The 18960-nt window shown below is 71.4% G+C and carries 19 protein-coding genes; 7 read left to right on the forward strand and 12 right to left on the reverse strand.

All coding sequences use genetic code 11. The features are described from left to right. Positions 1-2: 2 nt before the first annotated feature. Positions 3-593: a TetR/AcrR family transcriptional regulator gene (locus MBA17_RS17295; protein WP_238497500.1), complete on the reverse strand. Its 591-nt coding sequence runs from the start codon at positions 591-593 to the stop codon at positions 3-5. A gap of 128 nt (positions 594-721) precedes the next feature. Here MBA17_RS17295 and MBA17_RS17300 point away from each other — a divergent pair, with 128 nt between their 5' ends. From MBA17_RS17300 to MBA17_RS17305, 3 genes are all read left to right on the forward strand, one after another. After that, the gene (locus MBA17_RS17300; protein ID WP_238497501.1) at positions 722-1897 is read left to right on the forward strand and encodes a serine hydrolase domain-containing protein; all 1176 of its coding nucleotides are present in this window, start codon (positions 722-724) and stop codon (positions 1895-1897) included. Positions 1898-2061: 164 nt separating this feature from the next. After that, on the forward strand, positions 2062-2187 hold the full coding sequence (locus MBA17_RS49500; protein ID WP_274385509.1) for a hypothetical protein: 126 nt from the start codon (positions 2062-2064) through the stop codon (positions 2185-2187). Next, complete coding sequence (locus tag MBA17_RS17305) at positions 2184-2483, forward strand: hypothetical protein (RefSeq protein WP_238497502.1); 300 nt, start codon at positions 2184-2186, stop codon at positions 2481-2483. The genes MBA17_RS49500 and MBA17_RS17305 overlap by 4 nt, the downstream gene beginning before the upstream one ends. A gap of 266 nt (positions 2484-2749) precedes the next feature. Here MBA17_RS17305 and MBA17_RS17310 read toward each other — a convergent pair whose 3' ends face one another. The 4 genes from MBA17_RS17310 to MBA17_RS17325 form a co-directional block, all read right to left on the reverse strand. Continuing rightward, positions 2750-3682 carry a DMT family transporter gene (locus MBA17_RS17310; RefSeq protein ID WP_238497503.1) on the reverse strand — a complete coding sequence of 311 codons (933 nt, stop codon included), beginning with the start codon at positions 3680-3682 and terminating at the stop codon, positions 2750-2752. 109 nt (positions 3683-3791) lie between these two features. After that, the gene (locus tag MBA17_RS17315) at positions 3792-4283 is read right to left on the reverse strand and encodes an Lrp/AsnC family transcriptional regulator (protein WP_238497504.1); all 492 of its coding nucleotides are present in this window, start codon (positions 4281-4283) and stop codon (positions 3792-3794) included. 354 nt (positions 4284-4637) lie between these two features. Beyond that, positions 4638-5315 (reverse strand): GntR family transcriptional regulator, encoded by a 678-nt coding sequence (locus MBA17_RS17320; protein WP_238497505.1) that lies wholly within the window; start codon positions 5313-5315, stop codon positions 4638-4640. Next, positions 5312-6286: an ornithine cyclodeaminase family protein gene (locus tag MBA17_RS17325; RefSeq protein WP_238497506.1), complete on the reverse strand. Its 975-nt coding sequence runs from the start codon at positions 6284-6286 to the stop codon at positions 5312-5314. Before MBA17_RS17325 ends, MBA17_RS17320 begins: the two co-directional genes overlap by 4 nt. Positions 6287-6467: 181 nt before the next feature. Here MBA17_RS17325 and MBA17_RS17330 point away from each other — a divergent pair, with 181 nt between their 5' ends. Further along, positions 6468-6887, forward strand: a complete 420-nt coding sequence (locus MBA17_RS17330) for a Zn-ribbon domain-containing OB-fold protein (protein WP_238497507.1) — start codon at positions 6468-6470, stop codon at positions 6885-6887. Continuing rightward, complete coding sequence (locus MBA17_RS17335) at positions 6884-8026, forward strand: thiolase C-terminal domain-containing protein (RefSeq protein WP_238497508.1); 1143 nt, start codon at positions 6884-6886, stop codon at positions 8024-8026. Before MBA17_RS17330 ends, MBA17_RS17335 begins: the two co-directional genes overlap by 4 nt. Positions 8027-8028: 2 nt before the next feature. Here the strand turns inward: MBA17_RS17335 and MBA17_RS17340 are convergent, their stop codons facing one another. The 3 genes from MBA17_RS17340 to MBA17_RS17350 are packed head-to-tail and all read right to left on the reverse strand — an operon-like array spanning position 8029 to position 12863. Continuing rightward, positions 8029-9531, reverse strand: a complete 1503-nt coding sequence (locus MBA17_RS17340) for a DHA2 family efflux MFS transporter permease subunit (protein WP_238497509.1) — start codon at positions 9529-9531, stop codon at positions 8029-8031. Beyond that, positions 9524-11692, reverse strand: coding sequence for an acetate--CoA ligase family protein (locus MBA17_RS17345; RefSeq protein ID WP_238497510.1), 2169 nt, complete (start codon positions 11690-11692; stop codon positions 9524-9526). The genes MBA17_RS17340 and MBA17_RS17345 overlap by 8 nt, the downstream gene beginning before the upstream one ends. Position 11693: 1 nt before the next feature. Further along, positions 11694-12863 (reverse strand): acyl-CoA dehydrogenase family protein, encoded by a 1170-nt coding sequence (locus MBA17_RS17350; protein ID WP_238497511.1) that lies wholly within the window; start codon positions 12861-12863, stop codon positions 11694-11696. 214 nt (positions 12864-13077) lie between these two features. Here MBA17_RS17350 and MBA17_RS17355 point away from each other — a divergent pair, with 214 nt between their 5' ends. Further along, positions 13078-13692: a TetR/AcrR family transcriptional regulator gene (locus tag MBA17_RS17355; protein WP_238497512.1), complete on the forward strand. Its 615-nt coding sequence runs from the start codon at positions 13078-13080 to the stop codon at positions 13690-13692. 115 nt (positions 13693-13807) lie between these two features. On the opposite strand, the gene MBA17_RS17360 is transcribed toward MBA17_RS17355, so the two are convergent. The 4 genes from MBA17_RS17360 to MBA17_RS17375 form a co-directional block, all read right to left on the reverse strand. After that, positions 13808-14665 (reverse strand): alpha/beta fold hydrolase, encoded by an 858-nt coding sequence (locus MBA17_RS17360; protein ID WP_238497513.1) that lies wholly within the window; start codon positions 14663-14665, stop codon positions 13808-13810. Then, positions 14652-15323 carry a PadR family transcriptional regulator gene (locus tag MBA17_RS17365; RefSeq protein WP_238497514.1) on the reverse strand — a complete coding sequence of 224 codons (672 nt, stop codon included), beginning with the start codon at positions 15321-15323 and terminating at the stop codon, positions 14652-14654. Before MBA17_RS17365 ends, MBA17_RS17360 begins: the two co-directional genes overlap by 14 nt. A 197-nt stretch (positions 15324-15520) precedes the next feature. Further along, positions 15521-16369: a MaoC/PaaZ C-terminal domain-containing protein gene (locus tag MBA17_RS17370; protein WP_238497515.1), complete on the reverse strand. Its 849-nt coding sequence runs from the start codon at positions 16367-16369 to the stop codon at positions 15521-15523. A 2-nt stretch (positions 16370-16371) separates the two neighbouring features. Next, the gene (locus MBA17_RS17375) at positions 16372-17295 is read right to left on the reverse strand and encodes an SDR family oxidoreductase (RefSeq protein WP_238497516.1); all 924 of its coding nucleotides are present in this window, start codon (positions 17293-17295) and stop codon (positions 16372-16374) included. A 137-nt stretch (positions 17296-17432) separates the two neighbouring features. On the opposite strand from MBA17_RS17375, the gene MBA17_RS17380 reads away from it, so the two are divergent. Next, a complete protein-coding gene (locus MBA17_RS17380; RefSeq protein WP_238497517.1) occupies positions 17433-18914 on the forward strand; it encodes an MFS transporter in 1482 nt (493 codons plus the stop codon). Positions 18915-18960: the final 46 nt, after the last annotated feature.

An 18960-nucleotide genomic window follows, 5' to 3' on the forward strand; every position in this document is an offset into this window, starting at 1 on the left:
GGTCAGCGCCCGGCCGCTGCGGATGCTCCCGCGTCCCCGGCGGCCGGCGTGAGGATCGCCCTGGCACCGCGGAGCAGTTCGGCCCGGAGGTCGGCCGCGGGGATGTCGGGCAGCTGGCTGATCGGGTCGGTGGCGGCGGCGAACGCCTGCGCGGCGCGTACGCGATGGCGCCAGTCGGGGTCGGGGCCTGCGAGGAGTGCGATGGCCTGATCGACGAGGGCGAGCACCCGGGACATGGTCTCGGTCGTCTCCTCGCCGTAGATGGAGGCGTCGCGGAGTAGCAGGATCATGGTCTCCCGGTGGGCGAGCATGACGTCCAGGCAGCCGCCGATGAGGTGTTCGCGCACCTCGTCGAGGGTCGGACGGGCCGCGGCGGCCTGGACCGCGGCCTCCAGCTCGTCGATCGGCGGCCCCACCAGGCTCGCCAGGATCTCGCTCTTGCTCCGGAAATGGTGGTACAGCGAGGGTTTGGTGATGCCGACCCGTTCGGCGATGTCCCGCATGGAGGCGGCGCGGTAGGTCTGCGCGGTGAACAGCTCCCGCGCGGTGTCGATGATCCGCGAGCGGGTGTCGCCCTGCCCGGCGCGTGTCAACGGCGCTCCTCTCATCGGGCCCCACCCTAACAGGCTACCTACCGGTCGGTTGACTACCGATCGGTCGATGGCTACCGTGACACCCGACCGACCGGTAGGTCGGGTGATTCAGGAAGGGGTGTGAGGACATGGCCATCGAAGGCATGACCGCGGCCGGATTCGAGGCGGTGCGGGAGGCGTTCGAGCGGAACTTCGCCGAAGGCGGCGAGGTGGGCGCCGGGGTGACCGTCTACCGGCACGGGGAGCCCGTGGTGGACCTGTGGGGCGGGTACGCGGACGCGGAGACCCGGCGGCCGTGGCGGCGCGACACCATCGCCGCCATCGCCTCCACCTGCAAGACGTTCGCCACGGGGGCGGTGCTGCTGCTGGTCGAACGCGGCGAGGTGGACCTGGCGGCGCCGGTGGCGCGCTACTGGCCCGAGTTCGCCCAGAACGGCAAGGGTGAGATCACCGTACGGACCCTGCTGGGCCATCGCGCCGGGCTGCCGAGCATGCACAGGCGACCCATCACCTGGGAGGATCTGCGTGACTGGACGCCGATCACCGAGACGCTCGCCGCCTCGGCCCCCGAATGGCCGCCGGGCACGGCGCACGGCTACCACGGGGTCAGCATCGGCCACCTGGCCGGAGAGATCGTCCGACGGGTGTCGGGATCGACGCTGAGCGAGTTCCTGGCGCAGGAGATCACCCGGCCGCTCGGCCTGGACTGCTACGTCCGCGTACCCGACAGCGCGATGCCGCGGCTGGCCCGCATGGTCGTCCCCGACGCCGAGACCGTACGGCTCGGCATGGAGGTGCCCGAGCTGGCCGACTTCGTCAGGGCGTTCACCGACCCCGCGACCCTGTCCTTCCGCGCCCTCCACGGCAGCGTCGTCGTGGACTGGGACGCGGCCAACGACCCCCGCACGTACCAGGTGGAGAGCCCGTCGATGGACGGCGTCGCCTCCGCCCACTCCCTCGCGCGCTACTTCGCCGCCCTGATCGGTGAGGTCGACGGGATCCGGCTGCTCAGCCCCGGCCTGGTCGAGCAGGTGCGCACCCCTCAGACCAATGGAATCGACCAGATTCTGCGGGTCCACACCGCCTGGGGGATCGGCTTCACCGTGCCCGGCGGGCCGTTCTGGCCCGCGCCCGAGCACGTCACCGGGCTGTTCGGGCAGTACGGCGCCACCGGCTCGTTCGCCTTCGCCGACCCGGACCGCGGGCTCGCCTTCGGCTACGTCCCCAACCGCGGGTCCGAACTGCTGGAAGGCGGCGACTCCCGGGTCCGATCCCTGATCGCCGCCCTGTACGCCCACCCGTGATCCGGCAGGTGTGCGACTCCCGCACGCGCTCCGCAGGGAATGGGGGTTGTCGAGCAACTCCCGCCCACGCCCCGCAGGGAACGGTGCGACCGCCGCGAACCTCACGGCGGCCTGCCCGTTCGGAGACTGGCCGGCACAGGTCACATCGGCCTAGGGTCGTTCGGGTGACGCTCATGTTCACCGCGGAACGATCGGACGCCCGTACGGCGGGGCCGCGCTCGTCCTTCGTACCCGGGACGGTGCTCGGCGCCATGGCGGAGGGCGTGCCCGAGACGTTCGCCGGATCGTGATCGACCCCGCCGGCGACTGGGTGCACTCCCGGGAGGAGGATCACGAGGGCGCCAGGGTCTACCGGCCGCTGGGGCATCCGCTGCCGCCCTCGCGGTGGCGGCACCGGCTCGAACTCCACCCGGACGGCGGCTACGTCGACCATCGGCTCGGCGCCGACGACCGATCGCCCCAGGCACGAGGCCGGTGGACGGTGGACGGCGGCCTGATCACACTCCGGCCGGAGGACGCCGACACCCCCGCCCGCACGCTGCGCGTCCTGGCCGTCGAACCGGGCAAGCTGACGATGGCCGGTTAGCGCCACCTGCGCACACCCGCTCGCCGTGGGGGCGTGTACCCGGCCCTCCCCCGGCGGGCGTCCGGTCCGCGCACCCGGCCGACGTCGAGTCACGTACCGAGTCCGGTCCACGCGCCCGCCCGTCGCCAGGTCGCGTGCACCGGTTTCCGCACCGGGTCGGCCGGGTCCAGGAGGCGGGTCAGTCCTTACGCCCAGTCACCCATTCGCGGAGGCGGAACCGTTCACCTCCGCCGCGGGGTTACACGTCGATACGATCGGCCTCCGGCTCACGGCCGGGCAGGTTCTCCGGCGGTCGGCGAACCAGGACGAGGCTTCGCCTTGGGAGATCTTGCTGGGCGGGCGACGACGACGAGCCCGCCCAGCAGGACGAGCGAGCCCGCGGTCACCGGCCCCGACATGCGTTCACCGAGGACCAGGACGCCGAGCAGGGTGGCCACCAGCGGTTCCACCAGGCTGAGGGTGCCGGCCGTGGCCGCGGTGACGCGCCGCAGCCCGGTCACGAAGAACATGTACGCCAGCGCGGTGGTGGCTCCCGCGAGCCAGGCGACCAGACCGAGCGAACGCGCGTCGGCGAGCGCGGGCAGCCCCGCGATCAGCCAGGGAAGCAGGGCCACCGAACCGGCCAGCAGTGTCACCGACACCGCCGCCGGCATCGGCACCCCGTCGTCGAGGAGTCGTTTGGCCGACATGGTGTAGACACCGAAACACCCACCGGCCACTATCCCCAGCGCCAGGCCGAGCGGATCAACCTGTGCGGAGCCGGCCGGCACCATGATGAGCGTGACGCCGGCGACCGCGGTGACCGTGCCGGCCAGCCAGGTACGGCTGAGCGCGGTCCGCAGGAACAGACGCTGGCAAAGACCGGTGGAGACGGGCACGATGCCGAACGTCACCGCGGTGGCCACGGCGGCTCCCGTGCGGGAGACCGAGCTCAGGAACGCCGCCTGGAAGATCCCGGTGGCTGCGGCCGCGGCTGCCAGCCACGGCCAGGTCGCCACGGTCAGGGACCGGAAGGCGGCGCGGTCGGTGAGCAGGGCGAAGGCCACCAGAAGCGCGCCGCCGAACAGAATCCGGGCACCGCCGAGCGTCACCGGCCCCGCAGGTGAGTGAGCCAGCACTTGGGCAGGACCGACCGTGCCCCACAGCAGCCCAGCCCCGAGCACCAGGAGACCGCCTGAGAAATCGTTCCTTTGGTTCATTTCCGGAACACTAGAAGTCCGTGTCGAACATCAGCCGATCATCCGAAGATAGTTCGATACTGACGCCAGAGGCCGCAGCTTCGTCGGCGACTCTCGGGTATCAGCCGGATCAGCCGTAGGGGCTTCGGCGTTCACGCCCTTCCGCCGCCGGAAATTCCGTCTGTTCCACCGGCTGTACGTAGTCGTAGACCACGGTGGTGCGGACGTCCACGAACTCCTTGCGCCTGGCCAGGTGGTCCAGAACGAAGTCACGCAGGTACTGGGTGCTGGGGACGGCGACATGCACCAGGATGTCCTCGTTCCCCGTCACGACGAACACGCCGAGCGTCTCGGGCAGCGCGGCCATGCTGTCGCGCGTCGACTCGATGGCCTCCCGCGACTGCGGCCGGATCCTGATCGAGATCAGGGCCTGTACGCCACGGCCCAGCGCCTCGGTGTCCACCGCGGCGTGGAACCCGGTGATCACTCCGCGAGCCCGCAGGGCACGGGTGCGTTCCAGCGCGGTGGACGGCGCCACCCCCACGGCCTCGGCCAACTCGCGATTGGTCTGCCGGCCGTCGCGCTGCAGCCGACGCAGGATCGCCTGATCGATGGCATCCATACGCAGTCCCTTCACTCTCACACGGGCAAGACGAACGATCTGCGCGTAGCGTCGCCGACTCTGGCCTGTGCCCGAATTTTATTCGATGGAGAAAGCGGACGTTTCCGGCGGAGGGCGTTGCCACGTGGTTTGATCGGTCGCGCCCGATCAGCCCTTGGTGATCGACCCGACCGGCCCGCGATCATCGACGTGACCGCCGTGAACCACACGTCGAACTGCCTGTTCGGTGACTGGCGGCACCCGGCCGACGTCGAGTCACGTACCGAGTCCGGTCCGCGCACCCGCCCGTCGCCAGGTCGCGTGCACCGGTTTCCGCACCGGGTCGGCCCGGTCGCCGCCGGGTCCGGGAGGCGGTCAGTCCTTCTGCGCCCAGATTCCGCGCACGTGCTCGATGTGGTGCGCCATGATCGACCTCGCGGCGGACTCGTCGCCGCGGCACAGGGCGTCGAGGAGGTGGAGGTGCTCGCGGGCGGAGTCGCCCAGGGTCCCGCGCTTCTTCAACGCGTCGAGGCCGTACAACCGGGCCCTGTTGCGCAGATCGCGAACCACGCCGACGAGGTGGGAGTTGCCGGACAACGCCAGCAGTTCCACATGGAAGCGCAGGTCGGCGGCGACGTAGGCCAGCAGGTCGCCGCGCTCGGCGGCCGAGACGATCTCCTCGGCGACCGGCCTCAGCCGTTCGAACTCCGTCTCGCGCCCGGCGTCGGCCAGCCGGGCCACGGTGGGCACCTCGATGAGCTCCCTGATGTGGGTGAGCTCGTCGAGGTCGCGGTCGGAGAGCTCGGTGACCCGGAAGCCCTTGTTCCGCACCGCCTCGACCAGCCCTTCCTTGGTCAGGTCGAGCATCGCCTCGCGGACCGGGGTCGCCGACACGCCGAACTGCGCGGCGAGCACCGGCGCGGAGTAGACGACGCCCGGACGCATCTCCCCGGTGATCAGGGCGATGCGCAACGCCTGCGCCACCTGTTCCCGCAGGCTCTGCCGCTCCCCCACCACCGGCAGGTCGAGCCGGCCGTCCGCCGAAGGCGTCATCGGATGCCCTTTCCTCGTCCGCGCGACGCGTCCCGCGCCGTCCAGGCTTCGTACGCGGCGGCGGCGACGACCAGGTCCTCCCAGGCCATGCCGACGCCCTTGAACACCCGCGGGCCGGTTCCCGGCACGACGGCCCCCTTCACCAGCTCCGCCAGATTTCCGGCTGGATGGCCGGCGGTGATCATACCTGCACTCATCGGAATGATCAGATCGCCGGCTTCCGCGAGGGCGGCGGCCCTGGCCTCGACGACCACCGTGGCCCGGGCCACGAGCTCGCCGTCGAGCTCGCGGGCCTCGGGCTCGTGCGAGCCGACGGCGACGACGGTGGAGCCGTCCCCGGCGAGCTTACCGGGGAACACGGGGGTTCTGGCGGTGGTGCAGCAGACGATCAGTTCGGCTTCCGCGACGGCCGCGTGAACGGCTGGATCATCCGCCGCCACCGCCGTCACGCGGAGTCCTTCGCAGCCTTCCGCGAGGGCGGCGGCCCTGGCGGCATCGCGGGCGACCACGGTGAGCCGTTCGACCGGGCGGACCGCGCGCATCGCCGTCACGTGCCCGCGTGCCTGCGGCCCCGCGCCGAAGACGACCATCGAGGCGGCGGCGGGGGCGGCGAGGTGCCGGACCGCGAGCGCGGAGACGGCGGGAGTGCGCAGCGAGGTGAGCGCGATCCCGTCCAACGTGGCGAGCGGTGCCAGGGTATGGCCGTCGAACAGCAGATAGGCGCCCTGGATCCGGGGCAGGCCGCGCGTGGCGTTGCCCGGCGCCACGGTCGCGATCTTCACCCCGGCGTACGCCCCCCAGGCGGCCGGCATGAGCAGCAACTGCCCCGCGGGCACCTCCACGACGGGCCGCTTCGGCGTCTCCTCGGGGTCCAGCCCGGCCAGCAGAGCGTCCTCCAGCACCTGTACGGCACGCGGCATGGGCACCAGTTCGCGCAGCGTCTCCCCGTCGAGGTGGGGCAGCCCGGTCATCCGTTCTCCTTCGTCTCAGCTTCGCCTCAGCGCGTTCCCGCGGCCCCGCACCGCTCCCTGGGGCCCGCCGACGTGCGCACCTCCTATTCATACAGTGTGACATTTCATACCACCGCCCTCGCCATTCTTAGAGGTGAGTTCTAGAATGAACCTCTAGGAACCAGTTCAGCCGAGGAGAACGATGACAGCATCCCGAAAGCCGGTCCCCAAGCCGACCCCGGACACCCAGCCGTTCTGGGACGGCACCGCGGCCGGCGAACTCCGCGTGCAGCGCTGCGCCGCCTGCTCCCGGCACTGCTTCTACCCCCGGCCGAGCTGCCCCGCCTGCGGCTCGGGCGAGCTGGAGTGGATCACCGCCAGCGGCCGGGCCACGCTCTACTCCTACGTGATCAACCACCGCCCCGCGCCCGGCTTCGAGGACGACGGGCCGTACGCGATCGCCGTGGTCGAGCTGGAGGAGGGCGTCCGGATGATGACCAACATCGTGGGCGTCGAGATCACCCCCGAGAACCTGGAACTCGACATGCCGCTCCAAGTCGTCTTCGAGAAGCGCGGCGACATGCACCTCCCCCTCTTCGAGCCGACGGGAGCCGGCCTGTGAAGGACGCGGTCGTGATCGCAGGGGCGGCGGAGAGCGACGAGCTCGGCAAGCTGCCCCACCTGTCCACATTGCAGCTCCAGCTCGGCTCGGCGCGCAACGCGATGGCCGACGCCGGGCTGACCAAGGACGACATCGACGGGGTCGCCTGCGTCGGCAGCCCCATCCAGATCGCCCACTCCCTCGGCATCACCCCGGCCTGGCTCGACGGCACGGGCGTCGGCGGCTCCTCCTTCCTCTTCCACGTGCGGCACGCCACCGCCGCGATCCGGGCCGGCCTGTGCCACACCGTGCTCATCACGCACGGCGAGTCCGGCAGGTCCCGGGTGGGCGCGGCCCGCATGGCGATGGGTCCCGACTCGGTCCTGGGCCAGTTCGAGCTCCCGTACGGCGTGCTCGGCCCGACCACGACGTTCACCATCCCCGCGCTGCGCTACATGAAGGAGACCGGGCTCACCCACGAGCAGCTCGCCGAGGTCGCCGTCGCCCAGCGCCGCTGGGCGAACCTCAACCCCCGCGCGGCGATGCGCGACCTGATCACGGTCGACGACGTCTTCGCCTCCCGCATGGTGGCCTACCCCTTCCACCTGCTGGAGTGCTGCCTGGTCACCGACGGGGGCGGCGCGCTGATCGTCACCTCCGAGGACCGGGCCCGCGCGCTCGGCACCGCGAAGCCGCTCGTCCACGTGCTGGGCACGGGGGAGTCGGCCGACGCGCCGATCATCTCCCAGATGGAGGACTTCACCAGCTCCAAGGGCTTCAGGCTGTCCAGTGCGGCCGCCTTCGCCGAGGCCGGGATCTCGCACGACGACGTCGACCATGTGATGATCTACGACGCGTTCGCGCACGTCCCGATCTACGGCCTTGAGGACATGGGATTCCTCAAGCGCGGGGAGGCCGGCGCGTTCATCGCCGAGGGGCACACCTCCCCCGGCGGCCGGTTGCCGCTCAACACCAACGGCGGCGGCCTGTCGTACACGCACACCGGGATGTACGGCATGTTCGCCATCCAGGAGGCGGTGCGCCAACTCCGCGGCGAGGCCGCCGCCCAGGTGCCCGGCGCGGAGATCAGCGTGGTGCTCGGCAACGGCGGCATGTTCGCCTCGGCCGCCACGCTGGTGCTGGCCGGCCATCGGGGCTGAGCTCAGCGCCGCGCGCGGCGGCGGCTGAGCACGGAGGCCGCCGCCGCGAAGAGGCCGAGCACCAGCAGCACCGCGACCGCGCGGTGGTAGCCCTCCAGCAGGCCGGCCGCTGCCGCCGCGGACAGGCTTTCCGACCCGGCCGCGTAGACCAGGTGCCGGTCGGCGGGCGCCATCGCCGAGGCCACCACGACCAGCGACATCGCGGTGCCGAGCACTCCGGAGACGTTGACCAGCATCAGGCGTATCCCGTTGACCACGCCGAGCCGGTTCTGCGGCGCGTCCATCATGATGGCCGTGGTGTTGGCGGTGATGAACAGCCCCGCCCCCATCCCGACCAGCGCCAGCGCCGTGGCCGCCACGCCGTACGGCACGGCGGGGTCGAGGGCCGCCAGCAGCACCCCCATGCCCGCCGCGCTCAGCATCGATCCCACGACGGCCACCGTGCGCGGGTGCAGGCGGGTGACCAGGAGTCCGGCCACCAGCGAGGAGAGCATCGAGGCGGCGGGGACGGGCAGGATCGCCAGTCCCGCCTCCACCGGGCTGAAACCCCGCGCGGTCTGCAGGAACAGCGCCATCAGCAGCACGACGGAGAACTGGCCGAGCGAGTTGAGCACGGCCGCCACGTTGGCCAGGGTGAAACTGCGGTCGGCGAAGAGCCGCAGGTCCAGCAGCGGCGCCCGGCCGCGGCGTTCGACCAGCACGAAGGCCGGCAACGCCAGCAGGAACGCCGCGGCACCGGCGATCACCCACGGATCGCTCCAGCCGAGTGCGCCGCCCTGCGAGAGCGCCAGCAGCAGGCCGCCGAGCCAGACGAACAACAGCAGGATCCCGGGGACGTCGAGCCGCTCGCGCGCCCCCGCCGCGACCGGCCGCAACGTGATGAAGCCCCACACGATCGCGATCAGCCCGACCGGCACGTTGAACCAGAACACCCAGCGCCAGCCCGCCGCGTCGGCGAGGAACCCGCCGAAGGACGGCCCGACGAGCTGCCCGACGGAGATCACCGCCATGTACACGGCCATGCCCTGACCGAGTCTGGCGGCCGGGAAGGCGTCGGTGAGGATGGCCGAGCTGTTGGAGAGGATCATCGCCGAGCCGCAGGCCTGGGCGACGCGCAGGGCGAGCAGCACCTCGATCGTCGGCGAGAAGCCCGCGGCCAGGCTCGCCACGCTGAAGACCACGAATCCCAGCAGGTAGGTGCCCCGCCGTCCGAACAGGTCGGCCACCCGGCCGAAGACGACCAGCCCGACCGAGCTCACCAGCATGTAGGCCAGCAGCACCCAGCTCGCCGCGAAGGGACCCGCCTCGAAGTGCCGCACGACCTCGGGCAGCGCCACGTTGAGCGTGCTGCTGTTGAGCCCGGTGAGGAGCATGCCGAGGCTGGTGACCGAGACCGCCCGCCACGCGTAGCGAAGCCGCCCGGCCTCATCCTCGGCGGGCGGCGGGGGAACGGCCCGTCCCGGCCGTCCCCCCGTCTTCAGCGCGGCGTCGCCGCATTCATCCACGCCACGTCACCAGGGCGTCCAATGCCTCGACACGGGAACCGTTCACCAGCAGCGGGTTGATCTCCAGGGCCTCCAGATCGTCACCGAGGGTCTCGGCGAAGGCGGCGAGCCGGGCCACGACCTCCGCGACGGCGTCCAGGTCGGCGGGCTCGGTGCCGCGCGCGCCCTGCAGCAGCCGTACGCCGCGCAGTTCCGACAGCGCCTGCCGTACCCCGGCCGCGTCCACCGGGAGGATGCGCAGCGCGGTGTCGCGCAGCACCTCCACCCAGACGCCGCCGAGCCCGACGGCCAGGGTGAGCCCCCAGCCCGGGTCGCGCACGATCCCGACCAGCAACTCGACTCCGCCGCCGCGTTGCGGCTGGACCAGCGTGCCCACCTCGGCCACGCCCGTCGCGGCGCGCACCGCGCCGACGATCTCGCCGAACGCCTTCCTGACGTCCTGCGGGCTGTTCAGCCCGAGGCGCACCCCGCCGATGTCGCTCTTGTGGCCGAGCCCTTCGGCGGCGGCCTTGAGCACCACCGGGTAACCGAACCGGGTCGCCGCCGCGACCGCCGCCTCCTCGTCGCCGGCGAGTTCGGAGGGCACGACGGGGATCCCGGCGTCCGCCAGCAGGGCGGCCGCGCGGTGCTCGGCCCAGAGCCCGGTCGCCCCCGCCACGGCCGCCGGCCGGGTGGTGGTCGCCGGGTGGGCTCCGTTCCGCGCGGCCGCCCCGCCCGCCGCCCCGCGCGTGGCCTCTCGCCAGCTCTCGGACCAGCGGACGGCGGCGCCGATGGCGTGCATCCCGTGCTCGATGCCGCCGGCGACGTAGGGGAAACCTGTCTCGTGCTGTACGGCGCGGCCGAACTCGGTCACGTCGACCAGCACGTTGCTCACGACCACGACCGGCCGTGCGGCCGCCGCGATCCGCTCGGCGTTCGCCTTGTAGAGGGCGAAGGTGGGCGCCGGATCCGGCGGCGCCTTCTTGGGCGTCTCCGACAGGAGCATCACCATGTCGATGCCGGGGTCTTCGGTGACGGCCTCCAGCGCGCGGCCCAGCAACGTCCTGTCGATCAGCACGTAGCCGGTGACGTCGAGCGGGTTCTGCACGGTCGCGAACCCGGGCACGATCTCGGTGAGCCTGGCGACCGTCTCGGGGGCGTAGGGCGGGATTTCGAGGCCCTCGTCCTCGGCCCGGTCGGCGATGATCTCCGAGGCGCCGCCCGACGGGGTGACGACGCCGATCCGCGGTCCGGGCAGCGGGCCCACCTCGGCGAGCAGTCCCGCGGTGATCAGCAGGTCCTCCAGCGACCGGACCCGGATCACGCCGAGTTTCCGGAACGCGGCGTCGATGACGTTGTCGTCGCCGACTAGCGCGCCGGTGTGCGCCTGCGCCGTGTTGGAGGCGAGCCTGCTGCGGCCGATCTTCAATGCGACGATCGGTTTGCCGGCGAGCAGCGCGCGGGTGGCGGCCCGGGTGAACTCGGCGGGATTCCTGATCGACTCCAGGAACAGCGCGATGACCTTGGTCGAGGGGTCGTCGACCAGGTAGTCGAGGACGTCGGTGACCGTCATGGCCGTCTCGTTGCCCATCGAGGTGAGCAGGCTCACCCCCACATTGCGGGCCTGGGCGAAGCCCAGTACCGAGCTGGCCAGCGCCCCGCTCTGCAACACCACGCCGACCGAGCCGCGCAGCAGCGGCGCGGCGATGGGCAGGCCGTAGGGGGTGATGCCGGCGGCGGCGTTGATGAAGCCGTTGCCGTTGGGGCCGAGCAGGGCCAGCCCGTTGTCGCGGGCGAAGGCGGTGATCTCCGCCTCCAGCCGGGCCCCCTCCTCCCCCACTTCGCCGAAGCCCGCGGTGAGCACCACGTAGGAGCGGATGCCGAGCGCCGTCCCCTCCTTGAGCACGGGAAGCACCGCGCCGGTGGGCACCATCACGTAGGCGAGGTCCACCGGCTCCGGAAGGTCGGACAGGCTGGCGTACGACTGCTCGCCGTGCACCACGCCGCCGCGCGGATTGACCAGGTGGACGGGGCCGGGGAAGCCGTGCGTGCGCAGGTTGACCAGGGTGCTGATCGACCAGCCCGACTTGTCGGTGGCGCCCACGAGGGCGATCGAGCGGGGATTGAACAGCGCGCGGACGTCCATGCCCGGCCGCGCCTCGGTTTCGGAACCGGCCGTCATCTCACTCCCCGATGGTGCCGAGGCGGGCATGGCCGCGCAGCAGGTTGCGGGCGATGGTGCGGCGCTGGATCTCGTCGGTCCCCTCGAAGATGCGCAGCAGGCGCAGCTCGCGGTACCACCGCTCGATCGGCAGTTCCTTGGTGTAGCCCATGCCGCCGTGGATCTGCATGACCCGGTCGACCACCTGGTTGGCCATGACCGCACCGTGCAGCTTGGCGATGGAGGAGGCGTGCCGGGCGTCGCGGCCCTGCTGGACCTCCCAGGCGGCGTGCAGCGTGAGCCACTTGGCGGACTCGATCTCCACCGCGGAGTCGGCGATCATCCACTGGATCGCCTGGTACTCCGAGATCGGCTGGCCCATCGACTTGCGGATCTTGGCGTAGTCGATCGCCATGCTCAGCAGCCGTTCCGACGCCCCGATCGCACGGGCCGGGATCATGTAGCGGCCCTGCCCGATCCACTGCATGGCCAGGTTGAACCCGAGGCCGAGCTCACCCAGGATGTTCGACTCCGGCACGCGTACGTCCTCGAAGACCAGCGCGGCCGGCCCCCACTGGCCCATGGTCGGGATCGGCTCCGACTTCCAGCCCATGTCCCGGTCGACCAGGAAGCAGGTCACCCCGCCGTTCGCGCCCTTCTCCGGGTCGGTCACCGCGAACACCATCACGAAGTCGGCCTCGTTGCCGCCGGTGATGAACGTCTTCTCGCCGTTGATCACCCATTCGGCGCCGTCCTTGACGGCCCTGGTGCGGATGTTGCGCGCGTCGGAGCCCGCACCCGGCTCGGTGATCGCGAAGCAGGAGCGCCGCTCGCCCTCGATGGTCGGGATCAGGTAACGCTTCTTCTGTTCCGCGTTGCCCGCGTAGAGGATGTTGTCGGCGTTGCCGCCGAAGGTGAAGGGCACGAAGGTCCGGCCCATCTCCATGGCGATGATCGCCGACATCACCGGGCCGAGCGCGGCTCCGCCGTACTCCTCTGGGGTGTTGATCCCCCAGAAGCCCATCTGCCTGGCCTTCTGCCGCAGCTCTCGGTGGTGGTCGGGGTCGATTCCCGGGCCGCCCGCGCGCTCGTTGCGCAGGACGTCCGGCTCCAGTGGCATGACCTCCCTCTCGATGAAGGAGCGAACGGTGTCGCGGATCTGCCGCTCTTCGGGGCTCAGCGAGAAGTCCATGGCCGGCGTCCTTTCGTGGCTGGACGTGCGGCCCGCCGCCGGGCCGACGCTGTTTCTAGAATACGCCTCTAGGAAGTGATTCCAGACTGGGACCAGGTCCGCACAGTGTCAAGGGCCAGAGGTGAAGTTGCTGTAATCGGATTCTAGAATTCTCTGGCTACCATTGGGCAGAGCGAACGGACGGGTAGCGCGAACGCGATCACGAGAGGCTGCGATGGCACGTACCGGCAAGGGCGCATCATGGGAGTGGAGCCGCACGGCCCAGACCCGCAGGAGCATGCTTCAGGCCGCCCGGGAGGTCTTCGGCGAGCACGGCTTCGCCGAGGCCAGCGTGGCCGACGTGGTGGGCCGCGCGGGATCCAGCGTCGGCAGCCTCTACCACCACTTCGGCGGCAAGACCGAGTTGTTCATGGCCCTGTGGGAGGAGCACCAGGCCGCCCACGAGGAGGCCGCCGCCGGAACCGTCGCCGCCGTCAAGCACGAGGGCGTCCGCGACCCCATGGCGCTGTTCATCGCCGGCGCGCGGGCCTTCCTGGAAGGTTCCTGGGAACGGCGCGACCTGGCCCGCCTGTTCATGGACCGCGACGGCCCACCCGGCTTCGAACTGATGCGCCGCACCCGCAGCCGCGAGTGGGTCCGCCAGAACGCCATCCTCCTCGGCGCCGGCGACGATCCCGGGGGCCGCCTCACCGTCATGGTCCTCACCAGCGTCATCGGCGAGGCCGGCCGCGAGGTCGCCACCAGCGAGACCGAGGACGAGGCGCGCGAGGTGATCAAGGCCGCCCTCGAACTCATCGCCCGCTTCGACCCCATCCCCCACGCCACCTGACCGGGGGTCTCCTGACGTACGGCGGAGCCTGGTTTCGCCTACCGCAGGTGGTGGTGATGGGGTGCGAGCCCTGCAGGTGGCTGAGCTGGGATGATCCAGGCCGCTCTCCCGTCTGTCACTGGAGTATCTGGTGCAGCTTGTCGGCGAATGCGGTGGGATGTGTCAGAAACCCGGCATGACCGCCGGGAAACGTCTCGGCGACGACGCCGAGGCGTTCGGCCAGGGCAAGCCCGGTGTCGTGGGCGAGCTGTCCCCCCGAGTCGTCGCCGACCGCGACCACCACCCCGGAGGAGACGTCCGCCAGCACGGCCAGGTCCGGCAGCGCGTGGTAGACCGAACGCACGACATGGGCGAGGAAGAAGTCGGCGTTCTTCATCTGGCGTGCGATCTTCTCCTGCATCCGCGCCATCGTCTCCCGCATCGCGGGCGACGGCTCGTCCCACGTCGCCGGGGGCGGACCGCCGAATCCCAGCCCGGCGGCGAACGCCTGCATCGCGGGGACGACGCCCTGCTGCTGGTAGATCTCGTACGCCTCGCGGCCGACCCCGAACCGGTGATCCGTGCCGGCCAGCAGTTCGATGGCCGGTGGCTCGTGCGCGACCAGGACCCGCACCTGGCCGGGATGGTCGGCGATCAGGTTGAGCCCGACCAGGCCGCCCGCGCTGCTGGCGAACACGTACGCGGGCCCGCCGCCCACCGCGGCCAGCAGCCGGTGCGCGTCGTCGGCGTGCAGCCGGATCGAGGTGTCGGCGGGCGGGCCCGCCAGCCGGCTGCCGGAGAACCCGCGCCAGTCGTAGGTGACGACCGTGTACCGGTCCGCGAGTAGCGGGGCGATGCTCACGAAGTCATAGGAGTCGGCGGGCGAGCCCGGGATCATCAGCAACGTGGGACCCGACCCCACCACCTGGTAGCGGAGACGCGCGCCCGGCACGTCGAGGAAGCCGCCGGTGGCCCCGGCGTCAAGGTCGCTCATCAGCAGGCCGTCCTTCCTTCTCAGCATCAGCCGGGGAGGCCTCATCAACTGGCTGATCGAACCTTTCGGCCACCTCGCGCCGCCACGACTCGTCCCAGTCCAGGCGCCCGGCCCGCAGGTCGGCCACGACCGACCGGACCCACGTCAGCTCCGCGGCGAGAAGCGCCCGCCGGTACTCCTCGTCGAGCAGGAACAGGCGCGGCAGATCGGGAACGCTGCCGAGCACCGCCTCCGTCTCGGCCAGGTCGGCCACGAGCCGCTCCATCCGGCGCTCCAGCTGCTGCCGCGCGTCGTCGGGCGGCAGCGCCACCAGCATCGACACGGCCGCGACGAACTCGGGGAACTCGTCCTGGCCCAGGCTCAGCATCTGGCGGTGCCAGTCCACCGCGGCTGCGCGCCCGGCGTCGGTGATGGCGTAGACGATCCGGTCGGGGTGGCTCTCGCCCCGGACCGTCCCCCGCACCTCCGCCAGCTCGAGCCGCACCAGCCGCTCGATCGTCTGGTACAGGCTCTGCCGCGCCCGCACGTTGACCACCCGATCCTTGCCGCGCTGCCGGATCAGCTTCTGCATCCGGTACGCGTGCATCGGCTCCTCCGCCAGCAGCCCGAGCACGATCAATCCCAGGGACGAACGCCGGCCGCCCTCCGATCTTCTCATAGTAATTACAGTACTAGTAATCTCATTCCTATGGCTACGCCCGGGAAACGACCTGGGTTGAACCGGAGAACGGCTCCAGCGGCCGGGGCGTGGCGGCGCCCGGCCTGCGCGCCCGAGGAGCGTTGACCCCACCGGCCCCCGCTGCCGGCGGCGCGTAGTGCGAGCCTGGCGTGCCGTACGGCCTTGGGGGCGGGGCGTCAGGGGGTGAAGGCGGCGCGGCCGCGGTCGATCACCACCGTGCCGTCGTCCTTGGCGGTGCGGAACAGCGCGGTCGCGCCGTCCACCCAGATGGACACGGTCAGCGACTCGCCCGGCAGTACCGGGCTGCTGAAGCGGCCGGACATCGAGGTGAAACGGGCGGGGTCGGAACCCGCGAGGGCGTGCAGGAGGGCGCGGCCGGTGACGCCGTAGGTGCACAGGCCGTGCAGGATCGGGCGGGGGAAACCGGCGCGCCCGGCGAACACGGGATCGGCGTGCAGCGGGTTGCGGTCGCCGGAGAGGCGGTAGAGCAGGGCCTGCTCGGGCCGGGTGGCGTAGGTGACCACGTGGTCGGGGGCGCGTCCGGGTTCGGCCCACTCCTCGCGCGGCCCACGGTCGCCGCCGAACCCGCCCTCGCCGCGGATGAAGACGGAGCTGCGCGAGGTGATCATCGGCTCGCCGGACGCCGCGTCGACCGCGTGCGCCTCGGTGGCCACCAGCGCGCCCGACCCCTTGTCGTAGATGCCGGTGACCCGGGAGGTGGTGCGGACCGACCCCGCGGCGGGCAGTTCGCGGTGCAGTTCGAAGTGCTGTTCGGCGTGGACCAGCATGGCCGGGTCGAAGTCGCCCAGTTTGCGGCCGGTGGGCGCCTGGGCCGCCAGCACGGCGAAGGTGGGCAGGGCGCGCTGCCGTACGCCTGCGGAGTTCTCGGTCGTGAAGGCCAGCTCCTGGAGCGGGTCGCCGAGCCCCGCGCCGACCCCCACGGCGTAGAGCAGGCTGTCCTTGGAGGTCCATGAGCGCTCGTACGGCGCGCTCGGCACGCCGACGACACCGTGGTCGAGGGGCATCGTCAGCTCTCCCGTCCGGGGATGACCCCGTTCTGCCGGGCGTTGGGCGCCGACTTCTCGACCAGCCCGGGCACGATCGCGCCCAGCTCGGCGGGATCCCAGCGCGCGCCCTTGTCGACGCCGGGGCCGGCGTGCCAGCCCTCGGCCACGCTGATCATGCCGCCCCGCACGTTGAACACCCGGCCGGTGATCTCCTTGGCCTCCTCGCTGGCCAGCCAGACGACCAGCGGGGCAACGTTGTCGGGATGGCCGGCGTCGAACTCGTCCGCGGCCGGCTTGGGGCGGTCGGGCCGCAGGTTCTCGGTCATCCGGGTCAGGGCCGCCGGCGCGATGGCGTTGACGGTCACGCCGTAGCGGGCGAGCTCCTGGGAGGTGATGATGGTGAAGGCCGCGATACCGGCCTTCGCGGCGCCGTAGTTGCTCTGGCCGGGGTTGCCGTAGATGCCGGAGGAGGAGGTGGTGTTGATGATCCTCGCGTCGACGGGGTGGCCGGCCTTCGCCCGCTCGCGCCAGTAGGCCGCGGCGTGCCTGGTGGGTGCGAAGGTGCCGCGCAGGTGGACGCGGATGACGGCGTCCCACTCGTCCTCGGTCATGTTGACCAGCATCCGGTCGCGCAGGATTCCGGCGTTGTTGACCAGGATGTGGAGCTCGCCGAAGTGGTCGACCGCGGCCTGGATCAGCCGGGCGGCGCCTGCGGAGTCGGAGACGTCCTCGCCGTTGACGATCGCCTCGCCGCCCATGGCACGGATCTGCTCGACGACCTCGCCCGCCGGCCCCGAGGAGGAGCCGCTGCCGTCCACCTCCGCCCCGAGGTCGTTGACCACGACCCTGGCGCCCTGGCGCGCGAACTCCAGCGCGTGCCCCCGTCCGATCCCCCGTGCCGCCCCGGTCACGATCACGGTGCGGCCGGCCACGATTCCGTTCATGCGATCTCCGAATATTAGAATGTAGTTCTAGAACGAGACTGACGGAGGTGTCCTGATATGTCAATACTTGACGCGGGAGGCTTTGAATCGGATTCTAGTATTCCAATCTAAGAATCCGAGACGGGGGGCCGCTCGACGTGGCTGGGAGAGCGGAGACGGCACGGTCCGGCACCCCGCCCGCCGAAGAGGACGGCAAACCGATCGGATACGCCTGGCGCGTGGTGTCCGTCGTCGGCCTGGCCAGCGTCCTCACCGCCCTCGGCGGCAGCGCGCTCAACGTCGCCCTGCCCGAGATCACCAGGCAGACCGGGGCGAGCGCCGCGGCCGCGAGCTGGATCCTGCTGTCCTTCCAGCTCACCACCACGGTCCTGATGGTCGCCTTCGGCCGCCTCGCCGACACGTACGGCAGGCGCACGATGTATCTGACCGGCCTGGCCACCTACACCCTGGCCAGCCTCGCCGCCGGATTCTCGCCCGACCCCTGGGTGATCGTGGGACTGCGCGTGCTGCAGGCGGTGGGCACCGCGATGCTGCTGACCAACAGCGCCGCCCTCATCACCGACGCCTTCCCCCGTGCCAGGCTCGGCGAGGGCATGGGCGTCTACACCGCCTCGTTCTCCATCGCCCAGCTCGTCGGCCCCACGATGGGCGGGTTCCTGGCCGACGGCCTCGGCTGGCGCTGGGTGTTCTGGTACAACGTCCCGCTCGGCGTCATCGGCCTGATCTGGGGGGCGATCGTGCTGCGCAAGGGGCGGCCCGCGTCCCGTGAGCGCGGCCTCGACCTGCCCGGCAACCTGCTGGTGCTGATCTGCCTCGGCAGCCTGCTGCTGGCCCTGTCGGAGGTGAGCAGGCGCGGCTGGGGCGATCCGCTCATCCTGGCCGGTCTCGCCGGGTTCGCGATCACGCTGCCGCTGTTCGTCCTGCAGGAGCTCCGTCACCGGCGGCCGGTGGTCGACCTGCGGATGTTCCGCGATCCCGCGTTCGGGCTCGGGACGCTGACCTCCCTGCTGAACTCCGCCTCGCGGGTCGGCGTGGTCTTCCTGCTGGCGCTGTTCTTCCAGGCGGTCAACGGCGACGACCCGGTCACCGCCGGAGTCAAGATCCTGCCGATGGCGATCGCCGCGATGATCTTCTCCGCGACCTCGGGCTTCCTCCAGCGGCTGATCCCGGCGCACACGCTCGCCGTACTCGGCACCGCGATGAAGACCTGCGGTCTCGGCCTGCTGCTGGTCACGATCTCGCCGGCCGTGCCCTACCCCGTGGTCGCCACCGCGCTGGTGATCATCGGGATCGGATCGGGGATGTTCTTGCCGTCGAACACCACCGTGATCCTCGACGGGATGCCGTCCGACCGGGTGGGGATCGCCAACGCCATGCGGCTCATGCTGCAGAACACGGGCATGGTCGTGGGCACCGCCCTGGCGCTGTCGATCATCACCCTGCCGCTGCCGCCGGCCCTGCACGACCTCGTCTTCGCCGGCACGCTCTCCGAGGTCTCCGCCACCGCCACCGGGCAGCTCGTCACCGGCTACCAGTGGGCCCTGGCCTGCATGATGTCGGTGTCGGTGCTCGCCGTCATCGCCGGCCTCGGCAGGCGCAGGGCCACCGGTCGCTCGTGAACCCGGAGCGCGGGCCCGGACATGAGCCCAGAGCGTGAACCCAGAG

Source organism: Dolomitihabitans soli, from assembly GCF_022213955.1.
Lineage (GTDB): Bacteria > Actinomycetota > Actinomycetes > Streptosporangiales > Streptosporangiaceae > Streptosporangium_A > Streptosporangium_A soli.